The 16,200-nt window shown below is 60.4% G+C and carries 14 protein-coding genes and 1 pseudogene; 13 read left to right on the top strand and 2 right to left on the bottom strand.

The genetic code is table 11. The features are described 5' to 3' along the window. Nucleotides 1-25 precede the first annotated feature (25 nt). Together ubiB and ubiE are read right to left on the bottom strand one after the other, a co-directional pair. Entirely contained in the window at nt 26-1,558 is a 1,533-nt protein-coding gene (gene ubiB, locus ACGYK9_RS11650) for a 2-polyprenylphenol 6-hydroxylase (RefSeq protein WP_394414649.1), read from the bottom strand. Then, nucleotides 1,558-2,310, bottom strand: coding sequence for a bifunctional demethylmenaquinone methyltransferase/2-methoxy-6-polyprenyl-1,4-benzoquinol methylase UbiE (ubiE, locus tag ACGYK9_RS11645; protein ID WP_067261168.1), 753 nt, complete (start codon nt 2,308-2,310; stop codon nt 1,558-1,560). The genes ubiB and ubiE overlap by 1 nt, the downstream gene beginning before the upstream one ends. A 100-nt stretch (nt 2,311-2,410) precedes the next feature. Here ubiE and mutM point away from each other — a divergent pair, with 100 nt between their 5' ends. The 13 genes and pseudogenes from mutM to ACGYK9_RS11580 all read left to right on the top strand — a co-directional run bounded on the left by mutM (nt 2,411) and on the right by ACGYK9_RS11580 (nt 16,147). Continuing rightward, entirely contained in the window at nt 2,411-3,262 is an 852-nt protein-coding gene (mutM, locus tag ACGYK9_RS11640) for a bifunctional DNA-formamidopyrimidine glycosylase/DNA-(apurinic or apyrimidinic site) lyase (protein WP_394414646.1), read from the top strand. 64 nt (nt 3,263-3,326) lie between these two features. Further along, nucleotides 3,327-4,103 carry an enoyl-CoA hydratase gene (locus ACGYK9_RS11635; protein ID WP_067261165.1) on the top strand — a complete coding sequence of 259 codons (777 nt, stop codon included), beginning with the start codon at nt 3,327-3,329 and terminating at the stop codon, nt 4,101-4,103. Between the two features lie 175 nt (nt 4,104-4,278). Further along, nucleotides 4,279-4,542 carry a 30S ribosomal protein S20 gene (gene rpsT, locus ACGYK9_RS11630; protein ID WP_067261164.1) on the top strand — a complete coding sequence of 88 codons (264 nt, stop codon included), beginning with the start codon at nt 4,279-4,281 and terminating at the stop codon, nt 4,540-4,542. Nucleotides 4,543-5,063: 521 nt separating this feature from the next. Beyond that, complete coding sequence (dnaA, locus tag ACGYK9_RS11625; protein ID WP_394414643.1) at nt 5,064-6,425, top strand: chromosomal replication initiator protein DnaA; 1,362 nt, start codon at nt 5,064-5,066, stop codon at nt 6,423-6,425. A gap of 162 nt (nt 6,426-6,587) precedes the next feature. Beyond that, a complete protein-coding gene (dnaN, locus tag ACGYK9_RS11620) occupies nt 6,588-7,706 on the top strand; it encodes a DNA polymerase III subunit beta (protein WP_394422529.1) in 1,119 nt (372 codons plus the stop codon). Between the two features lie 59 nt (nt 7,707-7,765). Further along, the gene (recF, locus tag ACGYK9_RS11615) at nt 7,766-8,863 is read left to right on the top strand and encodes a DNA replication/repair protein RecF (protein WP_394415136.1); all 1,098 of its coding nucleotides are present in this window, start codon (nt 7,766-7,768) and stop codon (nt 8,861-8,863) included. Continuing rightward, entirely contained in the window at nt 8,860-9,480 is a 621-nt protein-coding gene (locus ACGYK9_RS11610) for a LysE family translocator (RefSeq protein WP_394415139.1), read from the top strand. Before recF ends, ACGYK9_RS11610 begins: the two co-directional genes overlap by 4 nt. A 79-nt stretch (nt 9,481-9,559) precedes the next feature. Further along, entirely contained in the window at nt 9,560-11,974 is a 2,415-nt protein-coding gene (gene gyrB, locus ACGYK9_RS11605; protein WP_394415142.1) for a DNA topoisomerase (ATP-hydrolyzing) subunit B, read from the top strand. Between the two features lie 314 nt (nt 11,975-12,288). Further along, nucleotides 12,289-12,564: pseudogene (locus ACGYK9_RS11600) on the top strand (transposase); the annotation flags it as partial. Between the two features lie 484 nt (nt 12,565-13,048). Further along, entirely contained in the window at nt 13,049-13,366 is a 318-nt protein-coding gene (locus ACGYK9_RS11595) for a transposase (protein ID WP_394415145.1), read from the top strand. Next, entirely contained in the window at nt 13,363-14,184 is an 822-nt protein-coding gene (locus tag ACGYK9_RS11590; RefSeq protein ID WP_394415148.1) for an IS3 family transposase, read from the top strand. The genes ACGYK9_RS11595 and ACGYK9_RS11590 overlap by 4 nt, the downstream gene beginning before the upstream one ends. 619 nt (nt 14,185-14,803) lie before the next feature. Continuing rightward, a complete protein-coding gene (locus ACGYK9_RS11585; RefSeq protein ID WP_394415151.1) occupies nt 14,804-15,898 on the top strand; it encodes a hypothetical protein in 1,095 nt (364 codons plus the stop codon). A gap of 45 nt (nt 15,899-15,943) precedes the next feature. After that, complete coding sequence (locus ACGYK9_RS11580; protein ID WP_394415154.1) at nt 15,944-16,147, top strand: hypothetical protein; 204 nt, start codon at nt 15,944-15,946, stop codon at nt 16,145-16,147. Nucleotides 16,148-16,200: the final 53 nt, after the last annotated feature.

Below are 16,200 nucleotides of genomic sequence, written 5' to 3'. Positions count from 1 at the left end.
CGGGGGGCCGCGCGGCCCCCCTGCCCTAAAGCAGTGCGTCAATCAGGGCGATTGTGGTGGCACCGGCAACACCGGACATCACCGCAGTCGCCGCGATATAGCGCCAGAAACGCGGGCGGCGCTCTGGCTGCTCTTCGGTCTGACGGTTCAGCGCCTGTTCGACCAGCCCGGGCAGACGCGGGCCGAAACGGGCCATGACCATCGCCGTGTCGCGCAGATCAGAGACGATGGCCCGGGGACCGAGCGACTTGGTGATATAGTCGGTCACGATGGGGCTGGCGACTTCCCAAATATTGATATGCGGGTTGAGCGAGCGGGCCACGCCCTCGACCACGACCATGGTGCGTTGCAGCAAGATCAACTCAGTCCGGGTTTCCATGCCGAAACGCTCGGTCACCTCGAACAGATAGGTCAGCAGCCGCGCCATGGAGATGCGGGTGGCGTCCATGCCGAAAATCGGCTCGCCCACCGCACGCAGGGCGCGGGCGAATTCATCGACGTCCTTATCGGCGGGGACATATCCCGCCTCGAAATGCACCTTGGCGACGCGCTGGTAATCGCGGCGAATGAAGCCATAGAGAATCTCGGCGTAGACCCGGCGGGTGTAGCTGTCGATATGGCCCATGATGCCGAAGTCATAGGCGATGATATCGCCGTTGGCCGCGACCTTGAGGTTACCCTGGTGCATGTCGGCGTGGAAATAACCGTCGCGCAGAGCGTGCTGAAGAAAGAGTTGCAACACCCGCTCCGACAGCGCCACCCGGTCGTGCCCCGCCGCATCCAGCGCGGCATTGTCGCCCAGCGGCAGCCCATCGGCCCAGCCTAGCGTCATCACGCGGCGGCCCGAATAATTCCATTTGATCTCGGGCAGTTGAAACCCGGCGTCGTCTTTGGTGTTGGCCGCGAACTCCGACGCGGCGGAACTTTCGAGCCGCAGGTCCAACTCCCCCCGCACGACGCCGTCGAAATGCTCGATCACCTCCATCGGGCGCAGGCGGCGCGACCCGGGCGAGAAAATCTCGGCCATGCGGGCGGCGAGGTAGAAGGCGTCAATGTCCTTGCGGAAGGCTTTTTCGATGCCGGGGCGCAGGACTTTGACGGCGACCTCTTCGCCGCTCTCGGCCAGCCGCGCGTGATGCACCTGCGCGATGGAGGCCGCGGCGACGGGTTCGCTGAACTCGGAAAAGATCGCGCTGACCGGCTCGCCCAACTCCTGCTCGACCGCGCTGCGGGCCAGCGCCATGTCAAAGGGGGGCAACTTGTCTTGCAGCACGCGCAATTGCACCGCCAGATCGTCGCCCACCACATCGGGGCGGGTCGACAGCACCTGACCGAATTTGATGTAGGCCGGGCCAAGCGCCGTGAGCGCGCGGGTGGCGGGCGGCATCGTCGGGTCGCCCTTGTAGCCCAGCCATTTGAACGGAAGGCCAAGCGCGCGGGCCACGAAACGCAGCGGCGGGGAGGCATCGAAAGCATCCAGCACCACATTCATCGCCCCGGCGCGTTCCAAGGTCGCGCCCGTGCGGATCAACCGCCAGATGTTGTGCGGACCGCGCATCAGAGCTTCCAACCCGAATGCAGCGCCGCGATCCCCATCGACAGGTTGCGATATTTGGCCTGCCCAAAGCCCGCCGCGCGGACCATCGACAGGAAGGTCTCTTGATCGGGGAAATTGCGGATCGATTCGACAAGGTATTGATAGCTGTCGCGGTCGCCCGCGATGGCTTGGCCCATGCGCGGGATCACGTTGAAACTGTAGAGGTCATAGGCTTTTTGCATCGCCGGGTTGGGAAGCTGGCTGAACTCCAACACCATCAGACGGCCACCGGGGCGGAGCACGCGGTAGGCCTCGTTCAGCGCCTCTTGCGGGCGGGTCACGTTTCGGATGCCGAAGCTGATTGTGTAGACATCAAAGGTGTTGTCGGGGAACGGCAGCGCCATCGCGTCGCCCACGACCCAATCAAGGCTGCCGGTCAGCCTGTCCGCCTCGGCCCGCTGGCGGCCTTCGACCAGCATCGGCTCGGTCAGGTCGAGCACCGTGGCATGGCCGTGTCCGGCACGTTTGAGGAATTTGAAAGACACATCGCCGGTGCCCCCCGCCACATCGAGCAGTTTCTGACCGGGGCGCGGGGCGAGCCAGTCCATCATCGCTTCTTTCCAGACGCGGTGGATCCCCATGCTCATCACATCGTTCATGATGTCGTATTTGCTGGCGACGGAGTTGAACACACCCTGCACGCGCCCGGCCTTTTCATGTTCGGGCACGGTCTCGAAACCGAAATGGGTTGTTTTGTCAGCGTCCTGGGTCATCTGCTCTTGCGATCCTCTGGTTCTGTCCCTTGTTATAGGGTGCCGGGGGGCAGGGACAATGCGTGCCTTTTGTCACAGGCAAGCCAGAGGGGAAACCGAGATGCCGGAACTGCCAGAGGTCGAAACCGTCCGCCGGGGGCTGGCCCCCGCGATGGAGGGCCAAGTGATCGCCCGCGCCGAGGTGAACCGCCCCGACCTGCGCTGGCCCTTTCCGGAGCGGATGGCGGAGCGGCTGACCGGACAGCGCGTCGGCCTGCTGCGGCGGCGGTCGAAATACATCCTCGCCGATCTGGCGAGCGGGGAATCGCTCTTGGTGCATTTGGGCATGTCCGGGCGGATGCTGGTTTCGGGAGACCCTCTGGGGCAGTTTCAGCACAACCACCCCGCGCCCGAAAAACATGACCACGTCGTGTTGCATATGGGTAACGGTGCGCGGATCACCTTTAACGACCCGCGCCGTTTCGGCGCGATGGATTTGATGCCCACCGCCGGGGCCGGGACGCACAAGCTGCTGGCCTCGCTCGGGCCGGAACCCTTGGGCAACGACTTTCACGAAGCGCATCTGGTCGCCGCGCTAAAAGGCCGCAACACGCCGATCAAATCGGCGCTGCTGGATCAGCGGATCGTGGCGGGCTTGGGCAATATCTATGTCTGCGAAGCGCTTTACCGCGCGGGGATTCACCCGGCCCGCAAGGCCGGGCGCATCTCGGCCACGCGGGTCGCCGGGCTGGTGCCGATCATCCGCCAAGTGCTGGCCGATGCGATCACGGCGGGGGGATCGTCGCTCAAGGATTTTCGGCAGGCGGATGGCGAATTGGGCTATTTCCAGCACAGTTTCGACGTCTATGGCCGCGAGGGCCAAGCCTGCCGCAGACCGGGTTGCGATGGCACCATCGCGCGCATCGTGCAAAGCGGGCGGTCTTCCTTCTATTGTCCGCGTTGCCAAAGATAACTTGAAACATGGGGGTGCCGTGGTATGCACATTCCCCTGAGCGCAACAACAAAGAGCATTCTTGATGGCTTACGAAACGATCACCGTGGACGTGGACAACCATGTGGCCCTGATCACCCTGAACCGCCCGGATGCGCTGAACGCGCTCAACGAGGCGCTGCTGGGTGAACTCGCCAAGGCGCTGAAAAGCGCGCAGGAAAACGACAAGGTCCGCTGCATCGTCATCACCGGCTCGGAAAAGGCATTCGCCGCCGGGGCCGATATCGCGATGATGCGCGAGAAAAGCTTTGTCGACGTCTTCATGGGGGATCTTTTCACGCCCGAAACCGATCAGATCCTGCGGGTGCGCAAGCCGATTATCGCGGCCGTGTCGGGCTATGCCCTCGGCGGGGGCTGCGAGTTGGCGATGATGTGCGACTTCATCATCTGCTCGGAAAGCGCCAAGTTCGGCCAGCCCGAGATCAACCTCGGCGTCGTGGCCGGCATCGGCGGCACCCAGCGTCTGACCCGTCTGGTAGGCAAGTCCAAAGCGATGGACATGAACCTCACGGGCCGTTTCATGGATGCCGAAGAAGCCGAACGCTCGGGCCTCGTGTCGCGCGTGGTGCCGGTGAAAAAGCTGATGGAAGAGGCGATGGGCGCCGCAGCCAAGATCGCCGAGAAATCCATGATCTCGGCCACCGTGGTCAAGGAATGCGTGAACCGCGCCTATGAGGTGCCGCTGAGCGAGGGCTTGCTGTTCGAACGCCGCATGTTCCATTCGCTGTTCAACACCGAAGACCAGAAAGAAGGCATGTCCGCCTTCCTCGAAAAGCGCGAAGCGCAATTCCGCGACAAATAAGCGTCGCCCCCGGCGCGGCTTGCATTGCCGCGCCAGCTGCCTTATAGGCGGCACCAATACATGCGCGTGCAGCCCGCTCTGGCTAGAATCACCTACCCCAAAGGGGGATCCGGATTTCCGGTCGGGTTGGCGTCACGCATTGCTACGCAACATATGAACCCGAAGGCTGATACTCATGGCAAACACCCGTCAATCCGCAAAACGTGCCCGTCAAAACGAAAAGCGTTTTGCGATCAACAAAGCACGCCGTTCGCGCATCCGCACCTACCTGCGCAAGGTCGAAGAGGCGATCACCTCCGGTGATAAAGAAGCCGCAACCGCCGCTCTGAAAGCCGCCCAGCCCGAGCTGATGCGCGGCGTCACCAAAGGCGTTTTCCACAAGAATACCGCGTCGCGCAAAATGTCGCGCCTGTCCGCACGGGTCAAAGCACTGGGCTAATTTGGCTTCATAGCCAAGCCCTTAGAAACACAAGAGGCGCCGCATTGCGGCGCCTTTTTTCGTGCGGGTGCAGCGAAAAAAACACGCCAGAGATTCTTTTCCGGCAATCTCTGAGTCAAGATGGAAGATATGTTGAAGCGAACCGGAAACACTTGCTACCAAAGGTCCAGCGATTCATTTCGCTTGGGGGGACAGGCCCTGAACACGGCGTCAGCCAACTGGCAGAATGCCAAATTCAGGGGGGTGCAAGTGACCGTTCACAGACGGTTCCGCGCACCATCGTGAATGCTGCTGCCAGCACGTTTACCCTGTCGATGAGAACACGAACGGTTCGTTCAGCGCCTCTTGCGCCGGTTTACGGCACAGAAGGCTCATGGGCAGGCCATTCTTTAAAAGTCCGAAGGACACAGGTCGGTCATCCGCGTGGGACCGGGTGGATGACCTGTTGCCGGGTGAAACAATATTAAGGGCCGGGATCCACTCGGCCTCTGTGCGAAGAGCAAAGCGGGACGTAAGGCACGATGACATTAGATCACTGGGGCGAGATCAAAGAGCGGCTTCTAAAGACCGTGGGGCAGAACAACTACACCACCTGGATTGAACCGCTTGTGCCCGGCGCCGTCGAAGACGGAATCGTGACACTCAAGGTGCCGACGAATTTCTTCGGCAACTACGTCAGCCAGAACTTCTCGGACCTGATTCTGCATGAGATCAACGCGACGGGCACCGATGCCACGCGTCTGAACTTTGCTCTGAATCAGCAGCCTACCCCTGCCGCCGAAAAGCTCGCCCCGGCTGCTCGTCAGACTTCGGCTGCCGCGAAACCTGCCGCCAATTCGCAGCTCAGCACCGCCCCGCTCGACCCGCGCTTCAGCTTTGACAATTTCGTCGTCGGCAAGCCCAACGAACTGGCCCATGCCGCCGCCCGCCGTGTCGCCGAAGGCGGCCCCGTCACCTTCAACCCGCTGTTCCTTTATGGGGGCGTCGGCCTTGGTAAGACCCACCTGATGCACGCGATCGCCCGCGAATTGCATGAGCGCAAGCCTGAGATGAATGTGCTCTACCTCTCGGCTGAGCAATTCATGTACCGTTTCGTGCAGGCCCTGCGCGACCGCAAGATGATGGATTTCAAGGAAATCTTCCGCTCCGTCGATGTGCTGATGGTCGACGACGTGCAGTTCATCGCGGGCAAGGATTCCACGCAGGAAGAGTTCTTTCACACGTTCAACGCGCTCGTGGATCAGCACAAGCAAATCATCATCTCCGCCGACCGCGCCCCGGGCGAGATCAAGGACCTCGAAGACCGCGTGAAATCGCGCCTGCAGTGCGGCCTGATCGTCGATCTGCACCCCACGGACTACGAGTTGCGCCTCGGCATTTTGCAAAGCAAGGTCGACGTGCAGCGCAAGACCTACCCCGACCTCGAAGTCGCCGACGGCGTGCTGGAATTCCTCGCGCATCGCATCACCTCGAACGTCCGTGTGCTCGAAGGTGCGCTGACGCGCCTCTTCGCCTTCGCCTCGCTGGTGGGCCGCGAGATCGACATGGGGCTGACGCAGGATTGTCTGGCCGACGTGCTGCGCGCCTCGGAGCGCAAGATCTCGGTCGAGGAAATTCAGCGCAAGGTTTCCGACCATTACAACATCCGCCTCAGCGACATGATCGGCCCCAAGCGCCTGCGCAGCTATGCCCGCCCGCGGCAGGTGGCGATGTATCTGTGCAAACAGATGACCAGCCGTTCTCTGCCCGAGATCGGCCGCCGCTTTGGCGGGCGCGACCACACCACCGTCATGCACGGGGTGCGCCGGATCGAAGAACTCAAGGTCTCGGACGGGCAGATCGCCGAGGATCTGGAACTGCTGCGCCGGGCGCTCGAATCCTAATCATAGCGGCCTGAGGGTTGTCCTCAGGACACGGTCAAACAGCGATCGGGGGCGCAGCTTGCGCCCCTCTTGCATTCACTTCAACAAATCCACAAAAGTTCTTGTGTAAGCGTGGGAACCGGGTAGTTTGCCTCTCCCGGCAGTCGGTATGGGAGAAGGCATATGAAATTCAGCATCGAACGCGCGGCACTGCTCAAAGCCGTTTCGCAAGCCCAATCCGTGGTCGAGCGCCGCAATACCATTCCGATCCTCGCCAACGTGCTGATCGAGGCCGAGGGCAGCGATGTCTCCTTCCGCGCCACCGATCTGGATATCGAGGTGGTCGACAAGGTCGCCGCCCAAGTGGAGCGCGCAGGTGCCACCACCGTTTCGGCCACGCTGCTGCATGAAATCGTGCGCAAGCTGCCCGACGGCGCGCTGATCAGCCTCACCGCCGACACCGCCGCTGGCCGCCTGACGGTCGAAGCGGGCCGCTCCAATTTCTCGCTGGCCACCCTGCCGCGCGAGGATTTCCCGGTCATGGCGTCTTCCGAGTATGCCTCGAACTTCTCGGCCCCGGCCCCGGTGCTGCGCCGCCTGTTCGACAAGTCGAAATTCGCCATCTCCACCGAGGAGACGCGCTATTACCTCAACGGGGTCTATCTGCACGTGGCGGACGCCGAGGGCGGCAAGGCACTGCGCTGCGTGGCCACCGACGGCCACCGCCTGGCCCGGATCGACGCCGAGATGCCCGAGGGTGCGTCTGAGATGCCCGGCGTGATCGTCCCGCGCAAGACCGTGGGCGAGCTGCGCAAACTGCTCGACGATGACGAGATGGAAATCGCGGTGTCCGTGTCCGAGACCAAGATCCGTTTCGCGACCCCCGCCATCACGCTGACCTCGAAGGTCATCGACGGCACCTTCCCCGACTACACCCGCGTGATTCCGCAAGGGAACACCCGCAAGATGGAAGTCGACGCCGCTGATTTTGCCCGCGCGGTGGACCGTGTGGCGACCGTGAGTTCCGAGCGTTCGCGCGCCGTAAAACTGCAACTGGACGAAGACCGTCTGGTGCTGTCCGTCAACGCGCCTGACAGCGGCGCCGCCGAAGAAGAGCTGGCCGTGGCCTATGCCGACGAGCGGCTGGAGATTGGTTTCAACGCCAAATACCTGCTTGAGATCGCAAGCCAAGTGGACCGCGAGAACGCCGTCTTCCTGTTCAACTCTTCCGGCGACCCGACCCTGATGCGCGAAGGCAATGACACTTCGGCGGTTTACGTCGTCATGCCGATGCGCGTGTGAGTTGGGCGGGAATTTTTGAAATTCCCGCGCCGTTTTCTTTCAAAGAAAACGGGGTCTGAATGGCGCAACTGTATCTTTCCAACCTCGGCCTCTCGCATTTCCGCTCGCACCGCCGGGCGGTGATCGACGTGGATGCGCGCCCCGTCGCGCTCTATGGCCCCAATGGCGCGGGCAAGACCAATATCATTGAAGCGATTTCGCTGCTGTCGCCGGGCCGCGGGCTGCGCCGCACCAGCGCGCAAGACATGGCACGGCGGCCCGAGGCTTTGGGCTGGAAGGTGACCGGGCTGCTGCACGGCCCCACGGTGCTGCATGAGGTCGACATCTGGTCCGAAGCGGGCGCTGCACGGCAGACCAAGATCGACGGCAAGGCGTCCGCACAAACGGCGCTTGGTCGCATTGCCCGCGTGCTCTGGCTGATCCCCGCCATGGACCGGCTTTGGATCGAAGGCGCCGAGGGGCGGCGGCGCTTTCTTGACCGGGTGACGCTTTCGATGCTGCCCGATCACGCCGAACTGTCGCTGAGCTATGAAAAGGCCATGCGCGAGCGCAACCGCCTGCTAAAGGACATGGTGCGCGAGCCCGCGTGGTACGCCGCCCTCGAAGACCGCATGGCCGAGACCGGGGCGCAGATTCACGCCAATCGGCAACAGGCCCTCACGGCCCTCGCGAGCGCGCAGGAGGAGGCGCAGACCGCCTTCCCCATCGCCACGCTGATGCTGCAAAACGACATGCCCGACAGTGCCGAGGGGCTGCGCCGGGCGCTGTCGGACAACCGGATGCGCGACGTCGCCGCCGGGCGCACCCTCATCGGCCCCCACCGCGCCGATCTGGAAGGCACCTATGCCGCCAAGGGCATCGCCGCGCGGGATTGCTCCACCGGGGAGCAGAAGGCGCTGCTGGTCTCGCTCATCCTCGCCAATGCCCGCGCCATCGCCGCCGATTTCGGCGCGCCGCCGATCCTGCTACTGGACGAGGTGGCCGCGCATCTCGACGCGGGCCGCCGAGCGGCGCTTTACGACGAGATCACGGCGCTCGGCGCGCAGGCCTGGATGACGGGCACGGGGTCGGAGCTGTTCGACAGCCTCGGGGACCGCGCGCAATATGTGGAAGTGACCGAGGATGAGGGCCTGTCGCAAGTGGTGCGTCAGCCATGACGCTCTCGCCCACCGACCTGCTTCTTTACTGCGGCGCGCTGCTGATCCTGTTTCTCACCCCCGGCCCGGTCTGGTTGGCGATGATGGCCCGAGCGCTTTCGGGCGGTTTTCAGGCGGCGTGGCCGCTGGCGCTTGGCGTCGCGATCGGCGACATGCTCTGGCCGTTGGTGGCGATCTTGGGGATCACTTGGATCGTCTCGGCCTTCGACACGCTTATGGAGGTGCTGCGCTGGACCGCTGCACTGGTGTTCATCGCCATGGGGCTGGGCCTGATCCGGCAGGCGGGTGCGAAGATCGACACCGACAGCCGCCTCACCCGCCCCGGCATGTGGCCCGGGTTCATCGCGGGACTGGTGGCGATCCTCGGCAATCCCAAAGCGGTGCTCTTCTACATGGGCGTGCTGCCCGGCTTCTTCGACCTGCGCGCGGTCACCGCCCCCGACATCGGGCTGATCCTCGCCGCCTCGGTCATCGTGCCGCTTGTCGGCAACCTCGTGATCGCGCTGCTGGTGGGCCATCTGCGCGGCTTTCTGACCGCCCCACGCACCCTGCGACGGATCAATCTAATCTCCGGCGCCATGCTGGTTTTCGTGGGCCTGATCATCCCCTTCGCCTGACACAAAATCTTGTGTCATTCGCGTGACAATCCCCGGTGAAAACACTATAAATCGGGCAAACGATAAGGGTTTTTTCCGCATGTCCGATACCGCGCAGACACCACAGGAATACGGTGCCGATTCCATCAAGGTTCTCAAAGGGTTGGAGGCCGTTCGCAAACGCCCCGGCATGTATATCGGGGACACCGATGATGGCTCGGGCCTGCACCACATGGTCTATGAGGTCGTGGACAACGGGATTGACGAGGCGCTGGCCGGTCACGCCGACGCGGTGACGGTCACGATCCACGCGGATTCCAGCGTATCGGTCAGCGACAACGGCCGCGGCATTCCGGTGGGTATCCACGAGGAAGAGGGCGTCTCGGCGGCCGAGGTCATCATGACCCAGCTGCACGCGGGCGGTAAATTCGACAGCAACTCCTACAAGGTCTCGGGCGGTCTGCACGGGGTCGGCGTCTCGGTCGTGAACGCGCTGTCGGACTGGCTGGAACTGCGCATCTGGCGCGAGGGCAAGGAACATGTCGCGCGCTTCGAAGGCGGCTTCACCACCAAGCATCTCGAAGTCGTGGGCGAGACCGACCGCACCGGCACCGAAGTGCGCTTCATGGCCTCGACCGAGACATTCTCGAACATCGACTACAGCTTTGAGACGCTGGAAAAGCGCCTGCGCGAACTGGCCTTCCTGAACTCCGGCGTGCGCATCATCCTGAAGGACGAACGCCCCGTCGAGCCGCTGCAAACCGAGCTTTACTACGAAGGCGGCGTGAAGGAATTCGTCAAATACCTCGACCGGCACAAGCATGCGGTCATGGACGAGCCGATCTTCATCACCGGGGAGCGGGACGACATCGGCATCGAGGTCGCCATGTGGTGGAACGACAGCTATCACGAGAACGTGCTGCCCTTCACCAACAACATCCCGCAGCGCGACGGCGGCACCCATATGGCGGGGTTCCGCGGCGCGCTGACGCGCACCATCAACGCCTATGCCCAGACCAGCGGCATCGCCAAGAAAGAAAAGATCAACTTCACTGGCGACGACGCGCGTGAGGGTCTGACCTGCGTGCTTTCGGTCAAGGTGCCGGACCCGAAGTTCTCCTCCCAGACCAAGGACAAGCTGGTCTCCTCTGAGGTGCGCCCCGCTGTCGAAGGGCTGATGAACGAGAAGCTGGCCGAGTGGTTCGAGGAGAACCCCAACGAGGCCAAGCAGATCGTCGGCAAGATCGTCGAGGCCGCACAGGCCCGCGAAGCCGCGCGCAAGGCGCGCGAATTGACCCGCCGCAAATCGGCGATGGATGTAAATTTCCTCGCCGGCAAGCTCAAGGATTGCTCGGAGAAAGACCCGTCCAAGACCGAAGTCTTCCTCGTCGAGGGGGACAGCGCCGGCGGCTCCGCCCAGACCGGCCGCGACCGTCAGACCCAAGCGATCCTGCCGCTGAAGGGTAAGATCCTTAACGTCGAACGCGCGCGTTTCGACCGGATGCTGGGCAGCCAAGAGATCGGCAACCTCGTGATGGCGCTCGGCACCGGGATCGGGCGCGACGAGTTCAACATCGACAAGCTGCGCTACCACAAGATCGTCATCATGACCGACGCCGACGTCGACGGCGCGCATATCCGCACGCTCCTGCTGACCTTCTTCTACCGGCAGATGCCCGAGCTTATCGAGAACGGCCATCTCTACATCGCGCAGCCGCCGCTTTACAAAGTGTCGCGCGGCAAATCCGAGGTCTACCTCAAGGACGAGGCCGCGATGGAGGAATACCTGATCCAACAGGGCGTTGACGGCGCCATGCTGCGTCAGGGCAATGGCGAAGAGATCACCGGTCAGGACCTCACCCGCGTGGTCGACATGGCCCGCCAATTGCGCCGCGTGCTGGAGGCCTTCCCCACCCATTACCCGCGCCACATCCTCGAACAGGCCGCCATCGCCGGTGCCTTTGTCGAGGGCGCGGTGGACAGCGACCTGCAGGGCGTGGCCGACAAGGTCGCCGACCGTTTGAACCTGATCGCGTTGGAATATGAGCGCGGCTGGCAGGGCCGGATCACCCAAGACCACGGCATCCGCCTCGCCCGCATCCTGCGCGGCGTGGAAGAGGTGCGCACCCTCGACGGCCGCATGCTGCGCTCGGGCGAGGCGAAGAAATCCGGCAGCTTCACCCAGCACCTGCAGGAGGTCTACGACCAACCCGCCAAGCTGATCCGCAAGGACCGCAGCCAGATGATCTATGGCCCCATGGACCTGCTCAACGCGATCCTTGCCGAGGGCGAGAAAGGCCTGTCGCTGCAACGCTACAAAGGTCTGGGCGAGATGAACCCCGATCAGCTGTGGGAAACCACTCTCGACCCCGACGCGCGCACGCTGCTGCAGGTCCGCGTGGAGGATATGGCGGAGGCCGACGATCTCTTCACCAAGCTGATGGGCGACGTGGTCGAGCCGCGCCGCGAGTTCATCCAGCAGAACGCGCTGAGCGTGGAGAATTTGGATTTCTGAGCGGTTGTAGGGATGCGTGTAATCCTGCATGCTTCCCATAGTTTTGCACAAATAGCGCATAAATTTGCACGACCTTAGGTTTGCTTGTGGCCTGCAACGAAAAGGGTGCAGCAACAATTGCTCTTTGGGCTGCTGCTTTAAGCTATAAGTGGTTTTCGGGCTCTAAGAGCGCAAAAATTCAGGCCACGATGCAACCTACTGTACCCCAAGGGCGGAGAGCCGTCATTCGCTGCGACTTGGCCGAACGTGAACTGGCCCCATTTCGACCGGACACCTTGGGCTGACCAAGGAGGCTTAAGGATAGCCTAAAGCACGTGCTTATATCTGAGATAGAAATCATCACCGATGGCGGCCGTCGTCGACGTTGGTCTGCAGCGGAAAAGCTGCGGATCGTTGAAGAGACCCTCTATGACGGGGATAGCGTTTCCGCCGTTGCTCGTCGCAATGGCGTGGCGCCCAATCTGTTGTATCGTTGGCGTAGATTGATGCTAGAGGGAGGGAGTGTCGCCGTGACAGGGGATGACAGCGTGACCAGCAATAAGGCTGTCCGAGAGATGGAAGCCCGCGTCCGGGAGCTTGAGCGCCAACTGTAGCGCAAAACGCTAGAAGTTGAGATCCGCCTTGGATGAAGTTCGAACAAAGTCTCTTCTGGCCGATTGCCACGAAATTTCAGGGAACATGGCGGATCTAAGATCAATCTTCGACAAAAATCTCTCAGTTCACTTCTGCAGTAATTTCAGCGCACGAAAATTTGCGGAAGATCTACACCAGAGGCTCAATTCTAAAAAGAACCCAATTATTTACGGAACAAAGCGTCTCTGACCGCTCTTCCGGTTCATCGTAACGAAGGTAACTAGCCGAAGATTCTGCTTCTGCCCAAACGTAACTATGCTGTGGGAAGCCGGAGATGCTTCGATTCCGCATTGATGTTTGTTAGCGATAGATAAGCCAGTTCCTGCTGCTGAGAAGGTGATGACACTCTCTGGCGCGCTTGGGGTTCGAGTATCGAACGCCTAAGGCCCTCCTGTATCGTGCCAGTGAAAACCTGCTCATGCTACAAGGGAGAACGTAGCAATGAGTATGACAATGGACGACAGCATTAGACGGTGGACGGCGAAGCGTAAGACAGCGCTTGTGATCGAGATCATTCAGGGCAAGACGAGTGTTTCGGAGGCGAGCCGGTCCTTTGACCTGACGCCTTCCGAGATTGAGGGTTGGGTCGAGGACGCGAAGCGCGGCATGGAGAATTCGCTGCGCGCCAACCCGCTCGACATTCGCGAGCAATACGAGAAGCAGCTCCGGGATTTGCAGGAAGCCTATGGCGAGGCCATGCTGGAGCTGCGGGCCCGAAAAAAGCTTCAGGCCCTGCTGGATGCGCAGGACGGGAATTGATCCGTCGCGTCCAGCAGGGCCTCTTGGCCGAAGGCGTCGCTGTGTCGATTGCCAAGCTCTGCACGTGGCTCGGCATTTCCCGGCGCACGGTCTACTACAAGCCAGTGAAAGCCGCGCCGAAGGTCGCTCCCCGCTTCGCCGAACCGATCAAGAAGATGATCGAGGAGGAGCCGTCCTTCGGCTATCGGACCGTGGCCTGCCTCTTGGGCTTCAACAAGAACACGGTGCAGAGGATCTTCCAGATTAAGGGCTGGCAGGTTCGCAAGCGCGCCGTGGGCATGCGGCCTCGCATCCAGTCTGTTCCTTCTGTCGCAGCTGCGCCGAACGAGAGGTGGTCGACCGATCTCGCCCGCATCTGGACCGGCAAGGACGGCTGGGCTTCACTGGCCTTGGTGATCGACTGCCACACCCGCGAGCTGTTGGGCTGGCACCTTTCGAAATCGGGCAAGGCGACAACGGCCAGCGCCGCCCTTCAGCATGCCCTGATCGCGAGGTTCGGCACCCTGGGTCGTGTCGAAGACGAGTTCCTGCTGAGGTCGGACAATGGCCTGGTCTTCACCAGCCATCACTTCACAGCCATAGTCCGCAGCTACGGGCTGAAGCAGGAGTTCATCACCCCGCACTGCCCGCAGCAGAACGGCATGGTCGAGCGCTTCATCCGGACGCTGAAGGAGCAGTGCGTACATCGCCACCGCTTCGAAAGCCTCCAACACGCGATGCGCGTCATCGGTGACTGGATTGCCTTTTACAATAGCCGCCGCCCTCATCAGGCGCTTGCCATGCGCACGCCTGCCGAGGCATTTAGATTAGCGGCTTAACCTGAGCAGATTCAGCTGGGTCAATACACTCCCAAAGACTGCGTCCACCGAAAAATAGGCCAGCTTCATTCCCAATTACCAAAGCTCGCTGGCCGAGCTTGGTGCGAATGAAGCCGTCTACTTTGCTGATGCCGTTCACACTGAATATCGGATAGAGCCCGCATACGGTTGAGAGAAAGCAGGCTTACATCCTGTCGTCACAAGCATCGCAGGCCGTTCCCGAGTGTATATCCACGGTGCAGTCAACTTGGAAACCTTCGAGGGGTGTCGCGGGGGGGGGGGGGGGGCAAGTCAGAAGCAGCAAGAGTTTCAAACTACATTCACGCTACGTTAAGGGCGTGATGCGCAATCAGCGCTAGACCACACGCAGTGAGAGAGTCAATATCCGTATAGACACGCTTAATATTATCGAAATCAGAGCCCTTCAGAAAGAGACAATGATCGAGCTTAGAGGTAGTCCTACTAGGTATGAACTCCAAACATTTCGCTGAAGTGTACTGTCGGCGCGCATCTTTTCAGGATTCCTAGTGCGGCTACCACCGAGCCCCTGGGCCAAGCGGCATACACATACACTCCCAAATATTCAGCACTTCGACGCAGGTAAAGCTGAGGATTAAAAATGATACACCAACTAAGTCTTATCTGGAGCGAAATTTCACAAGGCTTTCTAGGCATCCTCAGCCTACTGCCCCAGCTCGACAAAAAGATAGAATTAGGTTTCGACATCGCCACGATGCTAACGATCATTGGCGCAGCCGGCGTTGCCCTACGCGAACAAACCAAATCAGCCTCTACAACGAACCGACTGAAAGTCCGTCGGGATGCGACAAGAACCGCAGCGGGTATTCTGGTCTCGTTTTTGGAAGAGGTTCCGCGCATCCAGTCACGTGAAAACATGAGGCACATGGATAAAATCATATCGGCGGCCAGGACCGCCCAGAAAGGCAATAGCACCGCTCCCCTTCGAAAAAAAGAAATATTCGCCGAACTAGATAAAGCCATTCAGGGTGCCGATAACATACTTACCACTACACTGAGAACGCGCTACACATTGAAGCCTGTAATGGCCGCGCTTGGCAATGACGCCTTCACCGACGATTTTTGGAGATCGTCGTTGAAAATGCACGAACTAAATAACCGGTTGCGGAGGGGTCGAAGTCTTTTCGAAGATATTACTGAGTTTGAAAAGAAATGTGATGAGTTTTCCGCGCGCGCTTCCCGGCCCGAAAGGGAAGAAGTGATCATTGAAGTAGAGAAAGTTTGTGGTCAAACACTTGGATCTGATATTCACTTCGTAAGGGAATCCATATTCAAGCAGATCGCCCTTTTAAATGCATCACTGCGCCCTGACAGGAAAGAAGAGGAGTTAGTCGAGACATATACCAAGGGAGCAAATGATTTCCTAAATGACGTATTTGATAGCGAAAGCGCTATTACCCTGAAGAACGACCTTGGTAACTTCTACTACAATGCCCTTATCAATGGAGGCGTTATACAAACACATGGAGTGTCAACAACGCCGCTGACATTCCTCGTTTACATGCAATTCATAAATTGTTTAGAGGAAATTAACTCCGAGGTCCAATACATGCTGAGAGACACCAGCTTTGCCCTCAATGTTGTACTTCAATTCAAAGAGTATTCAGGAAAGGGGGCTCGCAAGGAGCTCGAACTGTATCACAGAGATTTAAGGGTCGGAAAGGTGTTGAGGTAGAGCATGACTAAGAATTTAGGACCCTTTGGGAGATAGTAGGCATTCATGGATAATATCGCAAACGGGATTATGGATTTCTTTCAGGGAGGGGCCGCCGAAGTAATGAGGCGGCTGCCCGAAATAGATGGGAAAGTCGGCCTGGGATTCGATCTCGCCACAATGGTAACTATAATAGGCGCCACGATACTATTTTTCAGGGAGAAGGCGCGCTTAGCTATCAAGAGGGGCTTTGTTGCACAAATCGGCTGAACGCCGAGGTTCCCCTTTCCCCGGACAGACTTATCCCACAGCTTCCGTGACGG

The organism is Sulfitobacter sp. 1A15258, from assembly GCF_043557045.1.
In the GTDB taxonomy this organism is placed as follows: Bacteria; Pseudomonadota; Alphaproteobacteria; order Rhodobacterales; family Rhodobacteraceae; genus Sulfitobacter; species Sulfitobacter faviae.
The sequence above is the reverse complement of the archived record's forward strand: the minus strand, read 5'-3'. Positions and strand labels throughout refer to the sequence as shown.

Bases quoted from the DNA above. Each gene is read 5' to 3' on its own strand.
- ACGYK9_RS11610 (WP_394415139.1), top strand. From the start codon at position 8,860: ATGACGCTCTCGCCCACCGACCTGCTTCTTTACTGCGGCGCGCTGCTG.
- gyrB (WP_394415142.1), top strand. From the start codon at position 9,560: ATGTCCGATACCGCGCAGACACCACAGGAATACGGTGCCGATTCCATC.
- mutM (WP_394414646.1), top strand. From the start codon at position 2,411: ATGCCGGAACTGCCAGAGGTCGAAACCGTCCGCCGGGGGCTGGCCCCC.
- ACGYK9_RS11635 (WP_067261165.1), top strand. From the start codon at position 3,327: ATGGCTTACGAAACGATCACCGTGGACGTGGACAACCATGTGGCCCTG.
- rpsT (WP_067261164.1), top strand. From the start codon at position 4,279: ATGGCAAACACCCGTCAATCCGCAAAACGTGCCCGTCAAAACGAAAAG.
- ubiB (WP_394414649.1), bottom strand. From the start codon at position 1,558: ATGCGCGGTCCGCACAACATCTGGCGGTTGATCCGCACGGGCGCGACC.
- dnaA (WP_394414643.1), top strand. From the start codon at position 5,064: ATGACATTAGATCACTGGGGCGAGATCAAAGAGCGGCTTCTAAAGACC.
- dnaN (WP_394422529.1), top strand. From the start codon at position 6,588: ATGAAATTCAGCATCGAACGCGCGGCACTGCTCAAAGCCGTTTCGCAA.
- ACGYK9_RS11585 (WP_394415151.1), top strand. From the start codon at position 14,804: ATGATACACCAACTAAGTCTTATCTGGAGCGAAATTTCACAAGGCTTT.
- ACGYK9_RS11595 (WP_394415145.1), top strand. From the start codon at position 13,049: ATGAGTATGACAATGGACGACAGCATTAGACGGTGGACGGCGAAGCGT.
- ubiE (WP_067261168.1), bottom strand. From the start codon at position 2,310: ATGACCCAGGACGCTGACAAAACAACCCATTTCGGTTTCGAGACCGTG.
- ACGYK9_RS11580 (WP_394415154.1), top strand. From the start codon at position 15,944: ATGGATAATATCGCAAACGGGATTATGGATTTCTTTCAGGGAGGGGCC.
- recF (WP_394415136.1), top strand. From the start codon at position 7,766: ATGGCGCAACTGTATCTTTCCAACCTCGGCCTCTCGCATTTCCGCTCG.